Below are 22,506 nucleotides of genomic sequence, written 5' to 3'. Positions count from 1 at the left end.
AGGAACTAATTGCTCCTCTTTTTTTTGTCATTATAATTCTTTCCTACCTCTGATAATATCATCAAACGCAGCACACTTAAAATATTCGTGCTCTCCATCAATTGTCATAGGAAGAAAAACGAATTCCACTTCAGATAAATCTTCTTTTAAATAAAACTGCATGTCTTCTAATTTATAAAACCATTCTGTATCAAATTGAACTTTATTAATAGTTGCATCTTTAATCAGCAACTTTTCTTTAAGAGGTTTCATAATTTTTAAATTAAGTTTCAAAATTAAAGTATCGTTAAACATTTGCCAAATTATTATACTATTTTTATCATCAAATCAAAAAAATTTGTTTTGGTTTTTCAAAAAAATAAAAATTGAATAGGAACTTTTTTAACGATCAATAAGTATACTAATAACCTTAAAAATTAAAATTATGAACGGATTTTTTAAAACAATTATAGCAGGATACGGTGCCAAAAAATTAGGTGGCGGATGCTTCGGAACAATTATATTCTTTATAATTATTTACTGGATATTAGGTTATTTTTAGAATGTAAATTCTAAACTTCCCGATTTACAATATTAATTAATACTTTAAAAGCTCTTTAAGATCATTTTCGAATCTGCCTTTTGGCAAATACTGATCTTCAAGGGCTTTTGTAAATGGTATTGGGCTGTCTAAACTTGCCACGCGCTTTACTGGAGCATCTAAGTACTTAAAGCAATTTTCCATAATCATCGCTGATATATCGCTAGCCAATCCTCCGAACATGCTGTCCTCTTGATATATAATTACTCTTCCAGTCTTTTTAACTGATGCAAAAATAGCCTCGGTATCTAAAGGTTGTAACGTTCTTAGATCTAATAAATCAGCAGAAATTTGTGGATTTTTTGTCAAAGTATCTAATGCCCAATGTACAGCTGCACCAAAAGAAATAACTGTTACATCATTCCCTTCCTTTAACAAAGCTGCTTTTCCAAGTGGAATAGTGTAATAGTCATTTGGAACTTCTTGATAAACGCTTCTATATAACTGTTTGTGTTCAAAAAACATCACAGGATTAGGATCGTTAATGGAAGTATTCAATAATCCTTTTGCATCGTAAGGAAATGCCGGATAAACTACTTTTAAACCTGGAGTTTTTGTAAACCAAGCTTCATTTGTTTGCGAATGAAATGGTCCGGCTTGAGTTCCTCCACCGCACGGCATTCTAACTACAACATCTGCGTTTTCTAACCATCGGTAATGCGATTTAGCCAATAAATTTACTATTGGATTAAAACCTGTTGATACAAAATCAGCAAATTGCATTTCGACAATCGCTTTATAACCATTTATAGATAATCCCATTCCTGCAGAGACTATTGCACTTTCACAAATAGGTGTATTCCGAACTCTTTCTTTTCCAAATTGGTCCATAAAACCATCTGTAATTTTGAAGGCACCACCATAATCAGCGATGTCTTGTCCCATAATAACAGAGTTAGGATGGCGTTTCATCGACTCTCTTAAACTATTAGAAATAGCATCTATAAAACGTATATTTTCTTTTTCTTCTGAATATCTAAACTCCTCATGCTGATACGGTTTGTAAACATCTTTCAATTCATCACTATAAGTAGCTTCAATCTCTGGTTCTGCATTGGCAATAGCTAAACCTTCATCAATTTCTTTCTTAATTTCATTTCTTAAAGCCAAATCAAACTCTTCAGAAAGTACACCATTATCTTTTAAAAACTTTCTATAATTATCTACTGGATCTTTAATAGCCCACATGTCCATTAATTCTTGTGGAACATATTTAGTACCACTCGCTTCTTCATGTCCGCGCATTCTAAAAGTTTTAAACTCTAGTAAAACAGGACGTGGTCTTTCAATCATCGAAGCCTTTAGCTCTGACAAAAGATTAAAAACTTCTAATATATTATTACCGTCGATAATATGACTTTCCATTCCGTAACCAATTCCTTTATCAGCAAGATTTTCACAACGGTATTGTTCATTTGTGGGAGTAGATAATCCATAACCATTATTTTCAATAACAAACATAACTGGCAATTCCCAAACCGAAGCAATGTTTAATGCTTCATGAAAATCACCTTCACTTGTCGCTCCTTCACCTGTAAAAACAGCAGTTATTTTGCCGTTTTTCTTTAGTTTATTAGCTAATGCAATTCCGTCAGCAACTCCTAATTGAGGTCCTAAATGCGAAATCATTCCAATGATTTTATATTGCTGCGTACCGAAGTGAAAACTACGATCCCGACCTTTTGTAAAACCATTAGCTTTTCCTTGCCATTGCGAAAAAAGACGGTATAAAGGAATATTTCGACCAGTAAATACACCTAAATTTCGATGCATTGGAAGAATGTATTCATCAGTATCTAAAACAGCTGTAATTCCAACAGATATCGCTTCCTGACCTATTCCTGAAAACCATTTGGAAACCTTTCCTTGTCGGATTAGAATTAACATTTTTTCCTCTATTAGCCTAGGCTTCAGTATTCTTTTGTATAAATCTAATAATTGATTATCAGTAAGATTTTTTCTGTCAAAGGTCATTTTTTCGATATTTTGGTGTAGTTCAAAGATAAAAAAATATAACAGTTTCACTATAAATTGTTATATTTTTTTATTTTAATAATTGTTTTAAAAATTTGGAATTAAAATTATTCTTTATCTTTGTGTTTACAAGATTTATCTCTTGTAATTTATTAAATAAAATAGATATGCAAAACATTCCTAGTGTTGACTTGCGTGATTTCCTTTCGGATGACCCGAAACGTAAACAAAAATTTGTAAATGAAATCGGAAGTGCTTTTGAAGACATTGGCTTTGTAGCACTCAAAGGGCATTTTTTAAACGACCAACTTGTTGATGAATTGTATGGTGAAATTAGAAATTTTTTCGCTTTACCATTACAAACAAAACACAGTTATGAAATTCCAGGAATTGGTGGACAAAGAGGTTATGTTTCTTTTGGAACAGAACATGCTAAAGGCCGCAAAGAAGGAGATTTAAAAGAGTTTTGGCATTTTGGACAATACGTCTCAAAAGATTCAAAATACGCAGCTGAATATCCAGAAAATGTAGAAGTGAAGGAATTGCCTCGTTTCAATGTAGTTGGTAAAGACGCTTACCAAATGCTAGAAAAAACAGGTGTTTATGTATTGAGAGCTTTGGCTTTGCATTTAGGATTAGATGAATTCTATTTTGACAAATTTGCTAAAGATGGAAATTCGATACTAAGACCTATTCACTATCCGCCTATTACATCTGAACCTGCAAATGCAATTCGTGCAGCAGCGCATGGAGATATTAATTTGATTACCCTATTAATGGGTGCACAAGGAAAAGGTTTGCAAGTACAAACGCATGAAGGCGAATGGATTGACGCAATTGCTGAACCAGATGAATTGGTTATTAATGTTGGTGATATGTTATCACGTCACACTAATAACAAATTAAAATCTACAATTCATCAAGTGGTAAATCCACCTAGAGAATTATGGGGAACTTCACGTTATTCAATACCATTTTTTATGCATCCTGTTAGCGATATGAAATTAGATTGTTTGGAAAACTGCATCGATGCAGAAAATCCAAAGAAATTTGAAGATATTACAGCAGGCGCTTATTTATATGAACGTTTAGTAGATTTAGGGTTAATTAAAAAGTAAAACCTTAAATCGCCGGGAAGAGCAATAATTATACATAAATTCCAAAATCCAAGAAAATGAGACTAATTTAAACGTCGCAAAATATTGGAATTTGGAATTTGTTTTTTGAATTTTTTATTAAATTATCATGGACTTACAAGACCAATTAAAAAACCTTTTTCCAGATCACGAACCAGGTCCTGAGGAAATTATTGAAGCAGCAGCACATGAATTATATGTTCAAAAAGAACCTATGATTTGCAAATTCGAAAAGAGAAAAGGAAAAGCCACAACCATCATTGAAGGTTATGAAGGAACGGAAGAAGATTTCAAAATTTTAGCTAAAGAAATTAAAACGAAACTTAGTGTTGGAGGTACTTTTAAAGACGACTCCATAATCATACAAGGAGATTATCGTGATAAAATCATGACGATTTTAAAAGATAAAGGCTTTAAAGTAAAACGTGTTGGGGGCTAAATCACCTGTTCAGTGGACAGTATCTAGTATTCTCTTAAAAAATAAATTTAAATAGCTTAGTGAACTTTGCGAAATCTATTGTGAACTTTGCGGTTAAACCTAAATAGCAATGATAAAATCATCAGAATTAATATTAAATCCAGACGGTACTGTTTACCATTTGAATTTAAAACCAGAAAATATCGCGCACGACATCATCTTTGTAGGTGATCAAAATCGTGTCGAAAAAATAACTCAGTTTTTTGATAGCATTGAATTTTCAACTCAAAAACGAGAATTTAAAACTCAAACGGGACTTTTTAAAGGTAAGAGAATCACCGTAATGTCCACTGGAATTGGCCCTGACAATATAGACATCGTGATCAATGAATTAGACGCGTTAGTAAATATCGATTTAGAAACTAAAATGCCTAAAGAGAAATTAACCTCTCTCAATATTATCAGAGTTGGAACTTCGGGATCTTTACAAGCTGATATTCCAGTTGATGCGTTTGTGATGTCAAAGTTTGGTCTAGGATTAGATAACATGCTCCGCTCCTATTTGACTGATGAAGTTTCTAATATCGATATGGAAGATGCTTTCGTAAAACACACGAATTGGGACCCTAAAAAAGGAAAGCCTTATGTTATCGCTTGTTCTGAAAAGTTAGAAAAAATGATTGAAAGCGACAAAATGCACAAGGGAATTACAGCAACTGCTGGTGGTTTCTATGGTCCTCAAGGACGCGTTTTACGTTTGAATATCCAAGACGAAAATTTAAATTCTAAAATGGATAATTTTCATTTTGAAGGTAATAGAATCACCAATCTCGAAATGGAAACTGGCGCTATATACGGACTTTCAGCACTTTTAGGACATAATGCACTTTCTTTAAATGCGATAATTGCTAATCGTGCTTCGGGAACATTTAGTGAAGATCCATACAAAGCAGTCGACGAATTGATTGCTTATACTTTAGACAAATTGGCGCAAGCTTAAATTTTTTTTTGGAAGCTATTTCCTGCTCTTCACTGTATCTTTTGCACTCCTCAGCCGGAGTACAAAAGGATGCCGTTGCGATCAGGGCTAAAAAATCGCTAAATACATCCTAATAATTTTAAAAAATATGAATCTAATACTTGAGACGGACCGACTATTGCTTCGGGAAATGAAATTATCAGATGCAGAAGCACTATTCGAGATGGATTGTAATCCAAACGTTCATAAATATTTGTGGAATAAACCAATGAATTCTATTGATGAAGTCAACGAGTATATTAATATGATTAGAACTCAATACGTCAAGAACAAAATTGGAAGATTTGTAGTTATTGAAAAAGAAAGTAATAAATTAATTGGTTGGGCTGGATTGAAATATAATACTGAAAAACTAAACAATAGAATAAACTTTTATGATATCGGTTACCGATTCAATGAAAGCGCTTGGGGAAAAGGATATGCTTCTGAAGTTGCGTTTGCTTGGCTTGATTACGGTTTCAATACCATGAAACTAAATTCAATTATGGCAGCAGCACATTCTGAAAATGCTGCTTCCAATGCAATTTTAAAAAAGATTGGCATGAAAATCACCGAGAACTATCTCGAAAATGGAGTGTTATGGAACTGGTTTGAATTAAAAAATGAAGCAATACTATGAAAACAATAAAAATAGCTGGAGTACCAGAACATTTTAATCTTCCTTGGCATTTAGCAATAGATAATGAAGATTTCGAAAAAGAAAATATTGATTTGCAATGGACTGATGTTCCTGAAGGAACAGGAAAAATGTGCCAAATGCTTCGCGATGGATCTACTGATATCGCTGTTATCCTAACAGAAGGAATTGTAAAAGATATTGTTGCAGGAAATAAAAGCAAGATTGTACAGGTGTATGTTGAAAGCCCTTTAATTTGGGGAATTCACGTGCATGCTAAATCTGATTATAAAACGCTAGCTGACTTAGAAAATAAAAAAGTGGCTATTTCTCGTTTGGGTTCTGGATCGCAATTAATGGCTTACGTAAATGCGGATAACCAAAATTGGAAAACAGAAAACTTACAATTTGAAATTGTAAACACTATCGATGGCGCAGTCGAAGCACTTACAAGCGGAACCGCAGATTATTTTATGTGGGAACGTTTTATGACTAAACCGCTTGTGGATAATGGTACTTTCCGACGAATTGATGATTGTCCTACGCCTTGGCCATGCTTTGTAATTGCAGTTCGTGATGAAGTTTTAGAAACTGACCCAACAATTATCTCAAAAATTCTTTCTGTTATAAATCAGACAACTCAAGAGTTTAAAGATATCCCAAGTATTGATAAATCGTTGGCATCAAATTACAATCAGAAAACAGAAGATATCCAAGAATGGCTTTCGTTAACGCATTGGTCGCAAAAATCATTAACATCACAAATGTTAAACAAAGTTCAAAATCAGCTTCTTCAACTTAAAATTATAGATAAAAAAGGTACTTTTGAGGATATTGTAAAAACAGTGTAGATTACTGTTTTTATTATTGCTTATGATAAAAATCGAAAACATCAATTTTCAAGAAATAAAACAAAAACTTCAGGTCAAAAAACCATGGGATGATGTTATTATTTTTGTATTGAATATTTTGATAGCCATCCCGCTTTTTATCATATTACATCAAAATTTAATAAATCCAAACTGGTTTTTAAACATTGATCGTGTTATTCTCTTTATAGTAATGATTGTGGTTATTCAAATCATTCTTAGACTATTACGAAAATTTATTATTCCTTGTATCATCGTTTACTTATTGGTTTTGGGTTACGGTTCAACGATAGGTAATTATGGATTTAATAATGTATATGACGATTATAATTCAATGATGTATAGCATGTCATATAATCCGTATCCGCAGGATATTATTATAGCTAAACTTCTGCCCTTTCCAAATAAATCAAAAATTATAAATGCAATAGAATACCAAAATCCAAAAGTTCGAAATTTTGCTGTGATGGCAACATCAAAATATTTTAAAGATCTAAAAGGTTATTCTGAATACCGCACCATAATTCAGTGTTTTGCCGTTTTTAAGGAAATTAATAGCAGATGGAACTATGTAAGTGACCCAAAAGCTGGCGATTATATTGCCACTGCAACTGAATCACTACTATATTTTTCTGGTGATTGTGATGACCATTCCATCTTGATGGCCGCATGTGTTAGAGCAATTGGTGGAACTCCCCGTTTGATACATACTAAAGGGCACATCTACCCTGAGATCTTAATAGGTTCCCACGCGGACTTAGAAAAAGTCAATTTTCTAATTAAAAACATATTGTTCCCAAACGAAAGCCGCGACAAAAAGCTCTTTTATCATGTAGACGAACGTGGCCAAATATGGATGAATTTAGATTATACCGCTAGATATCCTGGCGGCCCGTTTTTATCAGAAGAAATTTTAGGAGCGCTAACATTAGATTAAGTGTTTTTTACAAATTATTTATGTAGATCAATACCACTTAATTTTTTTGCTTAATCGAAAGTGAAAATGATGTTAATATGAATTCAAGCAAATTATATTTTGTTATCTTGAGCAAACTTAAGATTTACATTTAATTTGTTCACCATGGAAAATTCAACATTAAAAGCTTTCATACCACTATTTTATCTCGTTTGGTCAGACGACCTATTGACCGAAAAAGAATTCTCGACTTTGAAGAATTTTATAACATCACAGAGTTGGTTGTCTAAAAAAGATCAAGAATTAATGCTATCTAAATTAGATGCAAAAAATCCTCCCTCTCGAGTTGTTTTAAACAGTTGGAAAGCCGAAATAGAAGCAGTCCTTAGCCTAAATCCAACTGTAAAATCAACATCAGAGATAGCAATTTTACTTTCTGATAACAATCAAGCGATAAAAAATAATCATATTGAGTTTCTAAAACTTGAAAATGATTTAGGATTTTCAGGTGACGAAATTATTGCTGATTTCAGTAAAGAATCAAACAGCTTCACTTCAAATCAAGCAGCTTCTTCTAGTTTTGAAATAGAAAAATTAACCGAAATTTTAGATGGCGAGCAAGCTCCTATAATAAAAAAGGTAAAATCAATTATTAGCCAACCGGTATTTGCTTACGAAACCTCTACCGATACCGCCGTTTATCGGGAAAAAGTATTTGAATGGTGTAAAATTTTGGCAAAAGAAAACTTAGGAAATATGGCCTATCCCACTGAATATGGTGGAGGCGATAATATTGCTGATTATTTTGCTATAATGGAAACCTTAAGTTATCATGACTTAAGCTTAGTAATTAAATTTGGAGTTCAATTTGGATTGTGGGGAATGAGTGTTCACTCCTTGGGAACAGAAAAACATTATGCTAAGTATTTAAGAGATATTGGTTCTTTGAAACTTCCTGGTTGTTTTGCAATGACGGAAACTAATCACGGTTCGAATGTTAAAGGAATGGAAACTACTGCAACATACAATCATGAGACAAAGACTTTTACAATTCACACTCCGCATCCAAAAGCTCAAAAAGAATATATAGGTAATGCTGCTGTTCACGGCCAAATGGCGACAGTTTTTGCCAAATTAATTATTGGCGAAACAGATTATGGAGTTAATGCATTTATAGTTCCTATTAGAGATAGCAATAGTATTGTCTTAAAAGGAGTAACTATTAATGATTGTGGTTTAAAAATGGGATTGAACGGAGTTGACAACGGAACAATTAGTTTTAATCAAGTTGTTATTCCAAAAGAGAATATGCTTGACCGATTTGCTTCTGTAAACGAAAATGGAGAATTTGAAAGTCCAATTCCTAGTGATAATAGACGCTTCTTTACCATGCTTGGTACTTTAGTTGGTGGTCGAATAGGTATCCCTAGATCGGCTTTGGCTGCAGCCAAATCTGGATTAGCAATTGCAATCAGATACAGTGATAAACGCAGACAATTCGGTCCAGAAGGTGGTTCAGAAGTGCCAATATTAAATTACCGAATTCATCAAAGAAGATTACTACCATTACTAGCAAAAACATACGCTACTCATTTTGCATTGAAATATGTTACGAAGCGTTTCATGGTCAGAACTGAAATTGAGATGCCTGAGATTGAAGCATTGGCGGCGGGAATGAAAGCGTACTCTACTTGGAGTACTACTGCCATTTTACAAGAATGTAGAGAAGCGTGCGGTGGAAAAGCTTATCTATCAGAGAACAGAATTGATGCTCTAAAAAATGATACTGAAGTATATACCACGTTTGAAGGTGATAATACAGTTTTGATGCAATTAGTTGCTAAAAACCGCTTATCAGAATTCAGAAAATCATTTGGAAAGATGGATGCAATGGGAATTATTCAATATGTTTATCAAAACGCAAAAACTGCTATTTCTGAAAAAAATCCTATTGCAACACGCAAAACAGATGCAGAACATTTGATGGATGAAGACTTTCATTTAAGTGCTTTTCAGTATCGTGAAAAAACAACTCTGGCATCAGCCGCAAAACGATTAAAGAAACTTATTGATGACGGTCTTGAACCTTACGATGCTTTTAATGTAGTGCAGCACCAAATGATTGATGTAGCACAAGCATATCTAGAAAGAATAGTTTTAGAGCAATTTCAATTAGCTATCAAAACAATTGCTGATAAAGAAGTGAAGGCAATATTAGTAAAAGTATACCAACTATATGCGCTTTCACAAATTGAAAAAAATAAAGGATGGTATTTGGAAGACGGTTATATGGAAGCCGTTAAAACAAAAGCTGTTCGTAAAATGGTCAATCAATTGTGTTGGGATATTCGACCAGAAGCCGTCGCTTTAGTGAAAGCTTTTGACATTCCTGATAGTTGCCTTGCTGCACCAATTGCTTTTTAAAAGTTAAAACCTTAAGGGATAAATTTTTGAGAAGTGCAGCAAACTGTTTTTCATTTAAGGTAAAGCAGAAAAATGCCTAAATATATTTTTCAAAAGCCCTCAACACGATACAAAGTGTTGAGGGCTTTTTTGATTTAAAAATATTTCAAAAAGCTGTGTAGTGATTAAACTACATGCATTTCCATCTTCCACTACAAAGCCATTTGCAAAGCCAACGTAGATTTGCAGTGTTCAAAAGGAACAAACAAAAAAGATATAAAATCCCAAATCTATATTATCATGAAAAAACAAATCGTTATTGCAGCACTAGCTCTTGGAGCATTCGTTTTCGGAACTACAAATGCACAAGCTCAAGCTGGTGCAAATTCTAACGGTGTAAAAACTACAGTAAATTTAAAATTAGCTGAAGTTATTTCAATTGATGCTGGAAGTGTAGCAACTGGAGGTGTTGTAGATTTTAATTATGCAACAACTACAGATTATAATACAGCTAAAAATGTAACAGTAGCAAATAGTTTAAAAATAACTTCATCAAGAAATTTTGATGTAAAAATAAAGGCTGATGGTGATAACTTTGTTAATGGTACAAATTCTATTCCAGTCAATGTAATGCAAATTAAGGCAGTATCTGGAGGAACGATGGATGGAACTTTTAATACCATCACATTATCTGCAGCTGATCAAGTTCTAGTAACTAAAGCAACAATAGGAGCTCAAAAAACTTTAAGTATCGATTACTCTATTTCAGCTGAAAAAGCTTCACAAGTGTTATTAGGAAAAGCACCTGGAACTTACACTCAAAAAGTAACTTACACAGCAACAGCTTTGTAATTCAAAATAAAAGATATCAAAAGCCCTCAACACGATACAAAGTGTTGAGGGCTTTTTTGATTTATAAATAGTTCAAAAAGCTGTGTAGTGATTAAACTACATGCATTTCCATCTTCCACTACAAAACCATTTGTAAAGCCAACGTAGATTTGCAGTGTTCAAAAGGAACAAACAAAAAAGATATAAAATCCCAAATCTATATTATCATGAAAAAACAAATCGTTATTGCAGCACTAGCTCTTGGAGCATTCGTTTTCGGAACTACAAATGCACAAGCTCAAAAAGGAACTAATTCTGCTCCTGCAACAACTACAGTAAATTTAATATTAGCTGAAGTTATTTCAATTGATGCGGGAAGTGTAGCAACTGGAGGTGTTGTAGATTTCAATTATGCAACAACTACAGATTATAATACAGCTAAAAATGTAACAGTAGCAAATAGTTTAAAAATAACTTCATCAAGAAATTTTGATGTAAAAGTAAAGGCTGATGGTGATAATTTTATTAATGGAACAAATTCTATTCCAGTTAATGTAATGCAAATTAAAGCAGTATCTGGAGGAACGATGGATGGAACTTTTAATACCATCACATTATCTGCAGCTGATCAAGTTCTAGTAACTAAAGCAACGATAGGAGCTCAAAAAACTTTAAGTATTGATTACTCTATTTCTGCTGAAAAAGCTTCACAAGTGTTATTAGGAAAAGCACCTGGAACTTACACTCAAAAAGTAACTTACACGGCAACAGCTTTGTAATTCAAAATAAAAGATATCAAAAGCCCTCAACACGATACAAAGTGTTGAGGGCTTTTTTGATTTATAAATAGTTCAAAAAGCTGTGTAGTGATTAAACTACATGCATTTCCATCTTCCACTACAAAGCCATTTGTAAAGCCAACGTAGATTTGCAGTGTTCAAAAGGAACAAACAAAAAAGATATAAAATCCCAAATCTATATTATCATGAAAAAACAAATAATTATTGCAGTATTAGCTCTTGGAGCATTCGTTTTCGGAACTACAAATGTACAAGCTCAAGCTGGAACTAATTCTAACGGTGTAAAAACTGCAGTAAATTTAAAATTAGCTGAAGTTATTTCAATTGATGCGGGAAGTGTAGCAACTGGAGGTGTTGTAGATTTTAATTATGCAACAACTACAGATTATAATACAGCTAAAAATGTAACAGTGGCAAATAGTTTAAAAATAACTTCATCAAGAAATTTTGATGTAAAAGTAAAGGCTGATGGTGATAACTTTGTTAATGGAACAAATTCTATTCCAGTTAATGTAATGCAAATTAAAGCAGTATCTGGAGGAACGATGGATGGAACTTTTAATACCATCACATTATCTGCAGCTGATCAAGTTCTAGTAACTAAAGCAACGATAGGAGCTCAAAAAACTTTAAGTATTGATTACTCTATTTCAGCTGAAAAAGCTTCACAAGTGTTATTAGGAAAAGCACCTGGAACTTACACTCAAAAAGTAACTTACACGGCAACAGCTTTGTAATTCAAATTAAAAGATATCAAAAGCCCTCAACACGATATAAAGTGTTGAGGGCTTTTTTGATTTATAAATAGTTCAAAAAGCTGTGTAGTGATTAAACTACATGCATTTCCATATTCCACTACAAAGCCATTTGTAAAGCCAACGTACATTTGCAATGTTCAAAAGGAACAAACAAAAAAGATATAAAATCCCAAATCTATATTATCATGAAAAAACAAATCGTTATTGCAGCACTAGCTCTTGGAGCATTCGTTTTCGGAACTACAAATGCACAAGCTCAAAAAGGAACTAATTCTGCTCCTGCAACAACTACGGTAAATTTAAAATTATCTGAAGTTATTTCAATTGATGAAGGAAGTGTAGCGGCTGGAGGTGTTGTAGATTTCAATTATACATCAACTACAGATTACAACACAGCTAAAAATGTAACAGTACCAAATAGTTTAATTGTAACTTCATCAAGAAATTTTGATATAAATGTTAAAGCTGATGGTATTAACTTCAATAATGGCACTAATACTATCCCAGTGAATGTAATGCAAATTAAAGTAGTTGAAGGTGGAACAATGAATGGAACTTTTAAGGAAATAACTTTAAGTACAATTAATCAGAAATTAGTATCTATCGCTGATAAAGGAGCCAAAAAATCACTGAGCATTGACTATTCTATTTCAGCTGAAAAAGCTTCACAAGTGTTACTAGGAAAAGCACCTGGAACTTACACTCAAAAAGTAACTTACACTGCAACAGCTTTGTAATTAAAAATAAAAATTGTCAAAAGCCCTCAACACTATACAAAGTGTTGAGGGCTTTTTTGATTTATAAATATGTGTAAAAAGCTGTGTAGTGATTAAACTACTTTACTATACATATTTGACTACAAACATATCTTCAACCCTAACGTAGATTTGCAGTGCTCAAAAGAAACGAAGAGTAATAATAAATTTCATGACAAAACAATTCTTTAATGCTGTACTATTTTTAATAGCATTAATTTCAGGAAGTACTAATCTGATCGCACAATCAAGTGCGACTTCAGTAACTACAACCGTGAATATAATTTTGGCGGAAGTTATTTCTATTGACAATGGAAGCATAGCAAATGACGGAGTAGTAAATTTCAATTATTTTACTGCTAGCGATTATAATAGTAATAAAAATCTAACAATTGAAAATAGTTTAGTAGTGACTTCTTCAAATAACTTCGATGTAAAAGTAAAAGCAGAAGGAGAAAATTTTATAAGTGAAGCTGGCACTATTCCGGTGGGAGTTTTACAAGTTAAAGCTGTTAGCGGAGGATCTATGATTGGCACGCTAAATGATATTACTTTGTCAACCACTGAACAAATATTAGTTGGAAATGCAAATCCAGGAGCTCAAAGGACTTTAAACATAGATTACTCAATTCCCGCAAATAAAGCTCGAACTGAACTTTTAGGTAAAGCACCTGGAACGTATACACAAAGAGTAAAGTTTACTGCAACCGCTTTATAATCAAATACCATTCATAGTTTTATGATATTGAATTAGGAGAATATTTAAATAATGTCTATTTTGCTACGATTATATTTTTACAATTAAATTTTTTAAGAAAAATATAATTGAAATTTGTAGAAACACCACAAACTACTAACCTATTATGAAAAACATTTTGAAAACCTACCTACAAAGATTTCAAGAAAGTTTGTTTTTACTTTTACCATTTAAATCTTCAACTTTAAGTGTATTATTTATTAGTGCATTATTTTTAACTACATCTTTTGCTAAAGCGCAGGAAGTAGCAACTAAAGTTAATATTACACTAGCAGACGTTCTATCAATTGACTCAGAAAGCGCTGCAAATGGTGGTGCTGTTGATTTTAGATACGAAACTGTTTCAGACTACAATTCTCAAAAGACAGCTACTGTACCAAAAAGCTTAGTAGTTACTTTCAGCAAAGCTTTTGATGTTAAAGTGAGAGCTAATGGAGAATATTTTGAAAATGGAATTAACCAAATTCCAATTAATGTTATCACCATACAAAGAAATGAGTCTTCAACTTTGATGGGGAAATCAACTCCCATTATACTTTCTACAACAGATCAAGTTCTAGTAGGTTCAGCCGCTTTAGGACTTAAACTACAATTAGATTTAGATTATATAATTCCAAAAGCAAAATCATCATCTACTGATATACTAGGTAAACCAGCAGGAAGTTATACTCAAACGGTTACTTATACTGCAAGTGCTTTGTAAAACGCATCTTTCAAAAAGTTTTTATCACCTACTTAATAAAACTTTTTAAATAATAATTTAATCCCAAATCCAAATGTACAATTACTTTAAATTTGCATTAACTTTTATATTTATTCAAGGTTTCGCTTTAATTGGCTTTTCTCAAGGAGTTTCAATGTCACCTACTCGCTTATTCTTTACAGGGAATCCTGGTGAAACAGTAACTCAAAATGTTGTGATTCATAACGGATCTGCAAATGATTACATTTTCAATATAAATGTAAAAGACTGGAATCGTGAAGAAGATGGAACTAAAGTCTACTTTGAGCCAGGAATGTTAAAGCAAACCAATTCGGCTTGGATTTCTACTCTTGAAAAAAACATTAATTTACCTGCTAAGTCGACGCAGGAAGTGCTAGTTACAATGAAAATTCCAGCAAATGCATCGACAGTAGAAATGACAAATTCTATGCTATTTTTCACACAAATAGGAAAGCAAAAAGATGAGTTAAAATTAGATAAGGGAATAGGAATTATTGCCTTATTTGAATTTGGACTTCACGTTTATTACACTCCTGTCGCTAGCAAGTCAGTCAGCGTAGATATCATTAGCATTGAAGCGATGCCAAAACAGGTTGATAATTCTCAAGCGGTAGCAATCCGCCTTTTTAATGACGGTTCAGTAGTAAATGATGCTGCAGTAGAGTTAGAACTAACAAACATGGATACTGGTGAAGAAATTAAGTTGACTCCGATAAATCTATCGATGATGCCAGGAACTTATCAAAATATCACACACAAGCTACCAGAAAATATTAAAGGAAAATATGCAGGAGTAATCATTGTTAAAATGGCAGGTTCGAATGATTTACGAATTGGTGAAAAATCTTTTGAATTTTAAGTTTTATTTTTGAAATCTTCAATTAACATATTATCTTTTCTATCAAGAAAGGTTGCATTGCTACTGTTTATACTATTTATGTTTTCTACAAATATCTTTGGGCAATCCTTAGATAATGAGGTTAAGTTTTATTTTGAAGCTGACACTGTTAAAGTCACGCAAGGCAAAACTTTCACTAATTTTTTGTACATAAAAAATTTATCGAAAACGAAAATGAAAATTAGCAGTTTAATTGCTAGTGCAAATTATCCTGGAATTTTACTGATGCCTAAAACTCCATCAGTTATTGGCATTGGCGAAACTGAAAAAATATTTGTTAAGTTTATCGCTAGTACTCCATTTATGAAGATGAGCTCCAACGAAATTAAATTTGAACTTTCTTATTCTTTAGATGATGAAAAGAGCAAAACTATAGGAGCAAGTTTTCAAAGAAAAATAAATGAGGAAGAAGATGTAATTATATATCCAATCACTCAAGAGAATTACATTAATCCCTTGATTCCAGAATCTACAATTTCATTATTTGTCGAAAATACGGGTTATGCAAGTCGATCCGTACAATTGCAATTTGATTCTGACTTCGCGGGTCTAAAACTTTTAGAACGTCAAATAATTTTAAATTTAGAAGGGAAGGAAAAAAAAACAGTTGAATTAAAACTGTCAATGCGCCAGCAAAATGTATATTTTCCAAATTACAACATACAAGTTAAAGTCACTGATGTTAACAAAAACAAAGTAATTAATGTCAATACCATTAAGATAATGGTTTTATCTAATAGCACACAATTGATGCGTAATTCAAACGTTGCCACTGACAAGAATTACATGGAGTTAGCTTATAATCAATTGAGCAGTGGTTTTGATTACACTCAATTGAGAGCAAATACCCAAATTAATTTAGGAAACGAAATTCGAGGCACTTTTAATACTGCGTTTGATTACTACAACAGTGAAAATAAATTTAGCTTGTATGACACCTATCTTGATATAGAACGTAAAGGGTCCTCAATCAGATTAGGAAATATTTATGGCAACGATTATGATTACTCCGTTTCTGGTCGTGGAGCTAAAATTTTAGCAAATTTAGGTTCTAAAAGAAATTTAGAAGTTTTAGCTGTTGACAACAACTACAATATATATAGTACGTACACTACCGGATTTGAAAGTTCAAAAACTATCGGAGCAAAATACAGCTTTGGTGATTACAACAGCTTTAATGGTAAAATATCTTATTTATTCGATCACGATCCTAGACTGTCGATTGATTCGCAAATAATGCACTATAGCTCTGGATTTCAAATTACTGAAAATCATAATTTCAGAATTGAAACCGGACTAAGTCATGAGCAAAGTGCGTTAAACGACAATAAAGAAGCTGGTTTTATGAGTAGTATTAATTATGACTACAGAGATAAGCGTTGGGATTTAAATTCGCTTTCTAATTTTGCGTCAAGTAATTATGTAGGAATGAATAGAGGTTCAGTCAATACCTATCAGAATATTGGATATCGATTTACAGAACAAAAGCGCTTATTTTTACAATATCAAAATTCACAGTCTAAACCAAAATATCTTTACAATCAAGTGGTGACAGACAATAATGGACAAGTATTATTTGATTCCTATAATTTCTATAGTACGCATGGATTAAAGTTAGGATATCAAATTTCCAAAAATAATTGGAATTTTACTTTTAGCCCGCAAGTAGAAAAACAAAAGAATATTAACAACCTTATCAATGAAGGAATACTATCATATCGATTTCGAACAGATATTGGTACTGCAATTAAATCGCATCGAATTAATTTAACGGCAGAGTACTCCTACTCTGAAGCATTAAAAACGCTTTATAAATTTTCTAGTTTTAAAACAACTTTAAGCTACAGTTTTAAAAACTTTTCTTTGAATGGTACAGCACAGTTTAATCCTAATACCATTTATGATTTAAATTATTTTTCAGAAAGCAGTGATAATTTTATAAACTATAGTGCTTACTCCTCGTATAACTTTTCGGCTTTACAAAACAAAATCAAAGGCTATTTATCAGCAGGACTTTATTATTCTGAACTTTACAATAATATAAATCAAAACGCTAACGCAAATATTGAATATAAAATAACAGAAAGTTGGGCCGCTACAGGTTATGCTAACTATTCCAATTATCAATCTTTACTTGCAAATAGTTTTAAAGGGAATAATTATCAATATAAAGTTGGTATTAAAAAATATTTTTCGAATGGCGATTCGGGAAGTTATCACACTATTAATTTACAATTCTTTCAAGATAAAAACTTAAATGGTATATTAGATAAAGGAGAAAATTTAATGGCAGAAGAAATTATAAAGTTGGATAGTTATGTTGCTAAAACCGATAAAAATGGCAAAGTAAGTTTTAGAAATGTGCCAAAAGGAACTTATAAGTTACGAGTGAATGAAAGTGTGGGAGTTCGCTTGATGCAAGATCCTGAAATCTTAGTTGGTAAAAATGTAAATTTAAAAATAGGATTAGGAAAGAATAATAAAGTTAAAGGTAAACTGGTTGAAGTGAAGCAAACTTATGATGATTTAGAATCAGATGTTCGTGGGATTGTAGTTTATGCAGAAGATGATAAAGGACAAAAAACGTACACCGCGGTCGACCAAAATAATGAATTTGAATTCTATTTAAAAAATGGATCTTACCGTATTTTTATAGAAAACAATAAATACGAGTATGTTAAGTCATCTCAAACAATACAATTAAACAATGCTGACTATTCTGAAACGCTTCTTTTCAATTACGTGAAAAAAGACAGACAGATCAAAGTCAAGAAATTTTAAATCGTACGATATGAAACTACTATATACATTATTTTTCGCACTATTTTTTTTATTGATAGGTACAGAGTCTGTTTGCGCGCAAGATGTTAGAATCACAATTCCAGGAAACTCTATTTTTAATCGATCTGAGTTTGTAACAGTTCAAAATGTAATGAATACTCAAGGTAATAAGTCATGGCGAGTGGGCGGAATAGATCCAAAAATCAGGTCTGATTCAGGTGAAAATTTTAAGCATACTTCCTTTGGTGATTTTAAATTACCAACATCTGTTCTTCAATGGCAACTAGCGCAGATTGGAAACCAAACCCCACCATTTGATTCAGGGGACGTGTTGCCGGGATATAAATGGTTTACAAATTCTTTTCAAACATGGTATCAACCTAGTAGTGGCTCTCGGTATAATCAAGGAGATATAAATTTTAGTTTTCGAGTACCGTCATTACAAATTGAGTCCAATACCTTTCATGCAGGGCAATATAAACTAGAAGTAGTGCAGGATTATGGTCGTAGCGGTTGGTATGCAATCCAATTTAGTCCTGATAATTTTAATGTTTTTATTTCCATTCCCGAAGAGATTAAGTGGATTTCAGGTGCTGACAGTAAAAATGTTACTATTAACTCATTAAATGATTTCCGTTCTGGTTCACAACTTTCTGTAAATCTTGGTGCAATGGAAGTTGGCCATACGGTTGATTTCACTTTAGCAGCAAAAAGTAGAAAAAAGGAATTTACATTTAAACCATTAGATGGAAAAGATGGAAAATTTACTATTTCAACAGTAAAATTGGGTAGTAGCAACCCAAAAATAAATTCCAAATTAATTACTGAGAAGTTTATTAATCACTCTGCAGAGGGTGCTTTTAAAGTGGAGCGTGGAAATAGAAGCGTTTTCGACCTAAATCTAACAATTAGTTCTGAAGATTTTAAAAATGACTTTTTCGAAGCTGGTACTTATACTTTTCAAATTGTACTTGATGCCAAAAGTGCTAATAAAGTTAATTCAGAAAAAGAAATTGAAGTTACATTAGTAGTTCCTGCATTATCAGAAATTTCGGTTCCTGGAGGAAACTCTGAGGTGAATTTTACATTCAATACGATGCAGCAATATAATGAAGGACAAAGCAAAACTATTCCTAATCAGTTACGGGTTTCTAATAATGAAAAATATGAACTGTATGTAAAATCTGCTGCAAATTACTTTAATTCTAATGGTGTTCAATCGACTTTAAATTCATCTATACTGCAAATTAGCGTTGAAGGAAATAAAGAAAAACAAACACTCACTACCACTCCTAGAAAATTAATAGATAAAGGGAATCCTGCAATCGATAAGAATTTAAATGTTATTTATACAATATCACCAGAGTCAGCGCAGTCGTTAGTTCAGCAGCAAAAGAAAACATACGGTATTAATATAATTTACAGCTTTACAGCTTTGTAATTAAAAATTTAAAGTCATGGAAAAAATTAAAAATTCACATAACGCCACTATAAAATACAATACCTATAAATTAAGCATATTTGAAAACCGCTATGGTGAAGCATTTGATTTTTTAATATTTTCAATCGTTAGTATGACTGACGTAGCCTTATGTACTGTGACGCTTTTTAGCGATGACAAATCGTATGTAATTGCAACAAATGATGATTCAATAGAGAAAATTTGGCCGTTTGATAAACAATTCGATCAAATATCAAGTGATGATTATGAAATAGAAACTGCTCATGAAGCAAGTGCTTTAGATGTCAAGTTCAGCACTGCTTTTCCAATAACGGATTCTCATAATGTTATTATAGGGAGTTTAAATATTTTTGATACTAAAGAGCGTATTCTTACGCCAGAAAACAAAATCTATCTTGACAAATCAATCCAACAGCTAAATCGTTGGGTTAGAATCAAAGAAAAAGAGCAGCGTTTAACTAATCAAGATCATTTATTTGAGTTTGCAGATGACTTAATTGGAATATTTTCCCTTGACGGCAAATTTATAAAAATCAATCCAGCTTTCGAAAAAACACTTGGTTGGGAAAGCGAAGAGTTTATGGAAGCTAATTTTATAGATTTTGTATTTGACGAGGATAAACAAGAAACTTTAAATGCAATGAGCACTCTTAACAAGGGCGAACGTATTCAAAATTTCACTAATCGTTATCTTACGAAATCCAACACAATTAAATGGATTGAATGGACTTGCTCGTCTGATCTTGACTTAAACGTGGCATATACTATAGGACGAGATGTTACCGAATATGTACAAAAAGAAAAGTTGTTACGTAAAAGTGAATTAAAATTCAGGAAAGTATTTGAAAATATTAGTGGAATATTAAGTGTTTTAGACCTTGATGGAAATTTTATCGAAGTAAACAAGGCTGGATTAATTGCTTCAGGTTTTTCAGAAGAAGAAATGAGTACGTCATCGCTTTATGATCTTATCGATCCAATAAGACATAATAGAATAGAATTCTTTTTAAGTGAAATTAAAAAACAAGGTTACGCAGCCGGTGAAATGGAAATCATCAAAAAAGATGGTGAGCAATCAACTTGGTATTTTATGTGTTCTCTAGATGAAGATCAGAACGGTAATAAGCAAATTTTCTCTAACGTAATTGATATTACGGAACGCAAGAGAATCGATGAAGAGCTTAGAAAAGCAAAGGAAGATGCCGAAGAAGCATATTTAGCTAAATCTGAGTTTGTTGCTAATATGAGTCACGAAATACGTACACCATTGAATGGAATAATTGGTTTCACAGAGCTTGCTTTAGGAACTAATTTAGATGACACTCAGAGACAATATTTAGAAATTATCAATCAATCTGGTATTTCACTGTACAGCATAATTAATGACATATTGGATTTTTCGAAAATGGAAAAGAACCATATGAAATTAGACATCGACAAAATTGATGTAGAAGAAGTAATCTCTGAAGCGTTCAATATTGTCTCTTACAGTGCCAATAAAAAAGGTCTTGAAATGCTAATCGATATTGACCAAACGGCACCAAGATATATTTGGGCAGACGGTATGAGACTCAAGCAAATATTTGTAAACCTCTTGAGTAATGCACTTAAATTTACTGAAAAAGGCGAAATAAAACTATACGTTAAAGTATTAGACGACTTAGGCGATAGTAGATTAAAAATGCGATTTGGCGTGCGTGATACTGGAATAGGAATTCATATTGATAAGCAGCAAGAAATATTTAATGCTTTTTCTCAAGAAGATGCAAGTATTACTAAGCGATTTGGTGGAACAGGATTAGGATTAACAATTTCGAACAAACTTCTAGCATTGTCTGACAGTGCGCTTGAGTTAGAAAGTGAACAAGGCAAAGGAAGTAATTTCTTTTTCGACATTGATTTCGACACTGAAAAAGAAGAATTTAAGATGGAGCTTGACGGAATAAAAAGCGTTCTAATTGTTGATGATAATGACAACAATAGAATGATTCTTCGTCGAATGTTAGAAATAAAAGGAATAGCAGTTACTGAAGTTAACAGCGGATTGCAAGCAGTGCTTACAATGATGGAAAAAACCAAGTTTGACGTAATTATCATGGACTATCATATGCCTGTCATGGATGGTATTGAGACGATCAGAAAAATTAAAGATTTAAATAAAAATGCTCCTTTTATTGTACTCTACAGTTCTTCTGACGATGAAACACTTCAGGAAGCCTGTGAAGAGTTAGAAGTAGATAATAGATTGGTAAAGCCAATTAGAATGAACTTAATGTACAAAGTACTTTCTAAACTTAAAAATGATAGTAAAATTGAGGAAGAAGCTATTGAGATTGAAGAAAAGCAATCTGATGTTATAAAATACGGAGTAACGATATTAGTCGCTGAAGACAATCCAGTTAATATGTTCTTAACTAAAAGTTATCTGAAAGAATTAATTCCCAATTGTAACATCATTGAAGCTTCTAATGGCGAAGAAGCGGTTGAACAGTTTAAAAAACAAAGTTTAGATCTTATTTTAATGGACATTAGAATGCCTCAATTGAATGGAATCGATGCAACTTTATTAATACGCAGTTTAGAGAAAGATATCGAGATTCCTATAATTGCTTTGACAGCAGGAAGTTTACCCGGTGAAAAAGAAAAATGTGTCCAAGCAGGAATGAATGATTTTTTAGCTAAACCCTTATTAAAATTAACTTTAGCTACGATGTTAAAAAAGTGGATTGGTAAAGAGTAAAAAATAACTAAATTTGCAGTCCCCTTTTCGAATTAAAAATTAATAAAAA

19 protein-coding genes are annotated in these 22,506 nt (G+C 32.4%); 17 read left to right on the top strand and 2 right to left on the bottom strand.

Features of this window, described 5'->3' with window-relative positions:
- Positions 1-30: 30 nt before the first annotated feature.
- Positions 31-252 carry a hypothetical protein gene (locus tag RCH19_RS06170; RefSeq protein ID WP_343022485.1) on the bottom strand — a complete coding sequence of 74 codons (222 nt, stop codon included), beginning with the start codon at positions 250-252 and terminating at the stop codon, positions 31-33.
- A gap of 325 nt (positions 253-577) precedes the next feature.
- Positions 578-2,554, bottom strand: coding sequence for a dehydrogenase E1 component subunit alpha/beta (locus tag RCH19_RS06165; protein ID WP_343022484.1), 1,977 nt, complete (start codon positions 2,552-2,554; stop codon positions 578-580).
- Positions 2,555-2,721: 167 nt separating this feature from the next.
- On the opposite strand from RCH19_RS06165, the gene RCH19_RS06160 reads away from it, so the two are divergent.
- The 17 genes from RCH19_RS06160 to RCH19_RS06080 all read left to right on the top strand — a co-directional run bounded on the left by RCH19_RS06160 (position 2,722) and on the right by RCH19_RS06080 (position 22,457).
- Entirely contained in the window at positions 2,722-3,672 is a 951-nt protein-coding gene (locus RCH19_RS06160; RefSeq protein WP_343022483.1) for a 2-oxoglutarate and iron-dependent oxygenase domain-containing protein, read from the top strand.
- A gap of 127 nt (positions 3,673-3,799) precedes the next feature.
- A complete protein-coding gene (locus tag RCH19_RS06155) occupies positions 3,800-4,129 on the top strand; it encodes a translation initiation factor (RefSeq protein ID WP_343022482.1) in 330 nt (109 codons plus the stop codon).
- 109 nt (positions 4,130-4,238) lie between these two features.
- Positions 4,239-5,108: a nucleoside phosphorylase gene (locus tag RCH19_RS06150; RefSeq protein WP_343022481.1), complete on the top strand. Its 870-nt coding sequence runs from the start codon at positions 4,239-4,241 to the stop codon at positions 5,106-5,108.
- Positions 5,109-5,235: 127 nt separating this feature from the next.
- Positions 5,236-5,766 (top strand): GNAT family N-acetyltransferase, encoded by a 531-nt coding sequence (locus RCH19_RS06145; protein WP_343022480.1) that lies wholly within the window; start codon positions 5,236-5,238, stop codon positions 5,764-5,766.
- Positions 5,763-6,614 carry a substrate-binding domain-containing protein gene (locus RCH19_RS06140; RefSeq protein WP_343022479.1) on the top strand — a complete coding sequence of 284 codons (852 nt, stop codon included), beginning with the start codon at positions 5,763-5,765 and terminating at the stop codon, positions 6,612-6,614. Before RCH19_RS06145 ends, RCH19_RS06140 begins: the two co-directional genes overlap by 4 nt.
- Positions 6,615-6,636: 22 nt before the next feature.
- The gene (locus tag RCH19_RS06135; RefSeq protein ID WP_343022478.1) at positions 6,637-7,569 is read left to right on the top strand and encodes a transglutaminase; all 933 of its coding nucleotides are present in this window, start codon (positions 6,637-6,639) and stop codon (positions 7,567-7,569) included.
- A gap of 144 nt (positions 7,570-7,713) precedes the next feature.
- Complete coding sequence (locus RCH19_RS06130; RefSeq protein WP_343022477.1) at positions 7,714-9,972, top strand: acyl-CoA dehydrogenase; 2,259 nt, start codon at positions 7,714-7,716, stop codon at positions 9,970-9,972.
- Between the two features lie 279 nt (positions 9,973-10,251).
- On the top strand, positions 10,252-10,803 hold the full coding sequence (locus RCH19_RS06125; RefSeq protein ID WP_343022476.1) for a peptidoglycan-binding protein LysM: 552 nt from the start codon (positions 10,252-10,254) through the stop codon (positions 10,801-10,803).
- Positions 10,804-11,009: 206 nt separating this feature from the next.
- Entirely contained in the window at positions 11,010-11,561 is a 552-nt protein-coding gene (locus RCH19_RS06120; protein ID WP_343022475.1) for a peptidoglycan-binding protein LysM, read from the top strand.
- 206 nt (positions 11,562-11,767) lie between these two features.
- Positions 11,768-12,319 (top strand): peptidoglycan-binding protein LysM, encoded by a 552-nt coding sequence (locus tag RCH19_RS06115; protein WP_343022474.1) that lies wholly within the window; start codon positions 11,768-11,770, stop codon positions 12,317-12,319.
- 206 nt (positions 12,320-12,525) lie between these two features.
- Positions 12,526-13,077: a peptidoglycan-binding protein LysM gene (locus RCH19_RS06110; RefSeq protein WP_343022473.1), complete on the top strand. Its 552-nt coding sequence runs from the start codon at positions 12,526-12,528 to the stop codon at positions 13,075-13,077.
- A gap of 190 nt (positions 13,078-13,267) precedes the next feature.
- On the top strand, positions 13,268-13,813 hold the full coding sequence (locus tag RCH19_RS06105; protein WP_343022472.1) for a peptidoglycan-binding protein LysM: 546 nt from the start codon (positions 13,268-13,270) through the stop codon (positions 13,811-13,813).
- A gap of 145 nt (positions 13,814-13,958) precedes the next feature.
- Positions 13,959-14,555 carry a peptidoglycan-binding protein LysM gene (locus tag RCH19_RS06100; protein WP_343022471.1) on the top strand — a complete coding sequence of 199 codons (597 nt, stop codon included), beginning with the start codon at positions 13,959-13,961 and terminating at the stop codon, positions 14,553-14,555.
- Between the two features lie 73 nt (positions 14,556-14,628).
- The gene (locus RCH19_RS06095) at positions 14,629-15,435 is read left to right on the top strand and encodes a hypothetical protein (RefSeq protein WP_343022470.1); all 807 of its coding nucleotides are present in this window, start codon (positions 14,629-14,631) and stop codon (positions 15,433-15,435) included.
- Positions 15,436-15,648: 213 nt separating this feature from the next.
- Positions 15,649-18,255: a carboxypeptidase-like regulatory domain-containing protein gene (locus RCH19_RS06090; RefSeq protein ID WP_343022469.1), complete on the top strand. Its 2,607-nt coding sequence runs from the start codon at positions 15,649-15,651 to the stop codon at positions 18,253-18,255.
- A gap of 10 nt (positions 18,256-18,265) precedes the next feature.
- Positions 18,266-19,696, top strand: coding sequence for a hypothetical protein (locus tag RCH19_RS06085; RefSeq protein ID WP_343022468.1), 1,431 nt, complete (start codon positions 18,266-18,268; stop codon positions 19,694-19,696).
- Positions 19,697-19,712: 16 nt separating this feature from the next.
- Positions 19,713-22,457: a response regulator gene (locus tag RCH19_RS06080; RefSeq protein ID WP_343022467.1), complete on the top strand. Its 2,745-nt coding sequence runs from the start codon at positions 19,713-19,715 to the stop codon at positions 22,455-22,457.
- Positions 22,458-22,506 lie beyond the last annotated feature (49 nt).

It is taken from the genome of Flavobacterium sp. PL12 (assembly GCF_039123485.1).
Classification (GTDB): Bacteria; Bacteroidota; Bacteroidia; order Flavobacteriales; family Flavobacteriaceae; genus Flavobacterium; species Flavobacterium weaverense.
This window is presented reverse-complemented; position numbering and strand designations above follow the sequence as displayed.

What these genes read in the sequence shown, in the direction of transcription:
- RCH19_RS06170 (WP_343022485.1), bottom strand. Translation starts at nt 252, where the DNA reads ATGAAACCTCTTAAAGAAAAGTTGCTGATTAAAGATGCAACTATTAAT.
- RCH19_RS06165 (WP_343022484.1), bottom strand. Translation starts at nt 2,554, where the DNA reads ATGACCTTTGACAGAAAAAATCTTACTGATAATCAATTATTAGATTTA.
- RCH19_RS06160 (WP_343022483.1), top strand. Translation starts at nt 2,722, where the DNA reads ATGCAAAACATTCCTAGTGTTGACTTGCGTGATTTCCTTTCGGATGAC.
- RCH19_RS06155 (WP_343022482.1), top strand. Translation starts at nt 3,800, where the DNA reads ATGGACTTACAAGACCAATTAAAAAACCTTTTTCCAGATCACGAACCA.
- RCH19_RS06150 (WP_343022481.1), top strand. Translation starts at nt 4,239, where the DNA reads ATGATAAAATCATCAGAATTAATATTAAATCCAGACGGTACTGTTTAC.
- RCH19_RS06145 (WP_343022480.1), top strand. Translation starts at nt 5,236, where the DNA reads ATGAATCTAATACTTGAGACGGACCGACTATTGCTTCGGGAAATGAAA.
- RCH19_RS06140 (WP_343022479.1), top strand. Translation starts at nt 5,763, where the DNA reads ATGAAAACAATAAAAATAGCTGGAGTACCAGAACATTTTAATCTTCCT.
- RCH19_RS06135 (WP_343022478.1), top strand. Translation starts at nt 6,637, where the DNA reads ATGATAAAAATCGAAAACATCAATTTTCAAGAAATAAAACAAAAACTT.
- RCH19_RS06130 (WP_343022477.1), top strand. Translation starts at nt 7,714, where the DNA reads ATGGAAAATTCAACATTAAAAGCTTTCATACCACTATTTTATCTCGTT.
- RCH19_RS06125 (WP_343022476.1), top strand. Translation starts at nt 10,252, where the DNA reads ATGAAAAAACAAATCGTTATTGCAGCACTAGCTCTTGGAGCATTCGTT.
- RCH19_RS06120 (WP_343022475.1), top strand. Translation starts at nt 11,010, where the DNA reads ATGAAAAAACAAATCGTTATTGCAGCACTAGCTCTTGGAGCATTCGTT.
- RCH19_RS06115 (WP_343022474.1), top strand. Translation starts at nt 11,768, where the DNA reads ATGAAAAAACAAATAATTATTGCAGTATTAGCTCTTGGAGCATTCGTT.
- RCH19_RS06110 (WP_343022473.1), top strand. Translation starts at nt 12,526, where the DNA reads ATGAAAAAACAAATCGTTATTGCAGCACTAGCTCTTGGAGCATTCGTT.
- RCH19_RS06105 (WP_343022472.1), top strand. Translation starts at nt 13,268, where the DNA reads ATGACAAAACAATTCTTTAATGCTGTACTATTTTTAATAGCATTAATT.
- RCH19_RS06100 (WP_343022471.1), top strand. Translation starts at nt 13,959, where the DNA reads ATGAAAAACATTTTGAAAACCTACCTACAAAGATTTCAAGAAAGTTTG.
- RCH19_RS06095 (WP_343022470.1), top strand. Translation starts at nt 14,629, where the DNA reads ATGTACAATTACTTTAAATTTGCATTAACTTTTATATTTATTCAAGGT.
- RCH19_RS06090 (WP_343022469.1), top strand. Translation starts at nt 15,649, where the DNA reads ATGAAAATTAGCAGTTTAATTGCTAGTGCAAATTATCCTGGAATTTTA.
- RCH19_RS06085 (WP_343022468.1), top strand. Translation starts at nt 18,266, where the DNA reads ATGAAACTACTATATACATTATTTTTCGCACTATTTTTTTTATTGATA.
- RCH19_RS06080 (WP_343022467.1), top strand. Translation starts at nt 19,713, where the DNA reads ATGGAAAAAATTAAAAATTCACATAACGCCACTATAAAATACAATACC.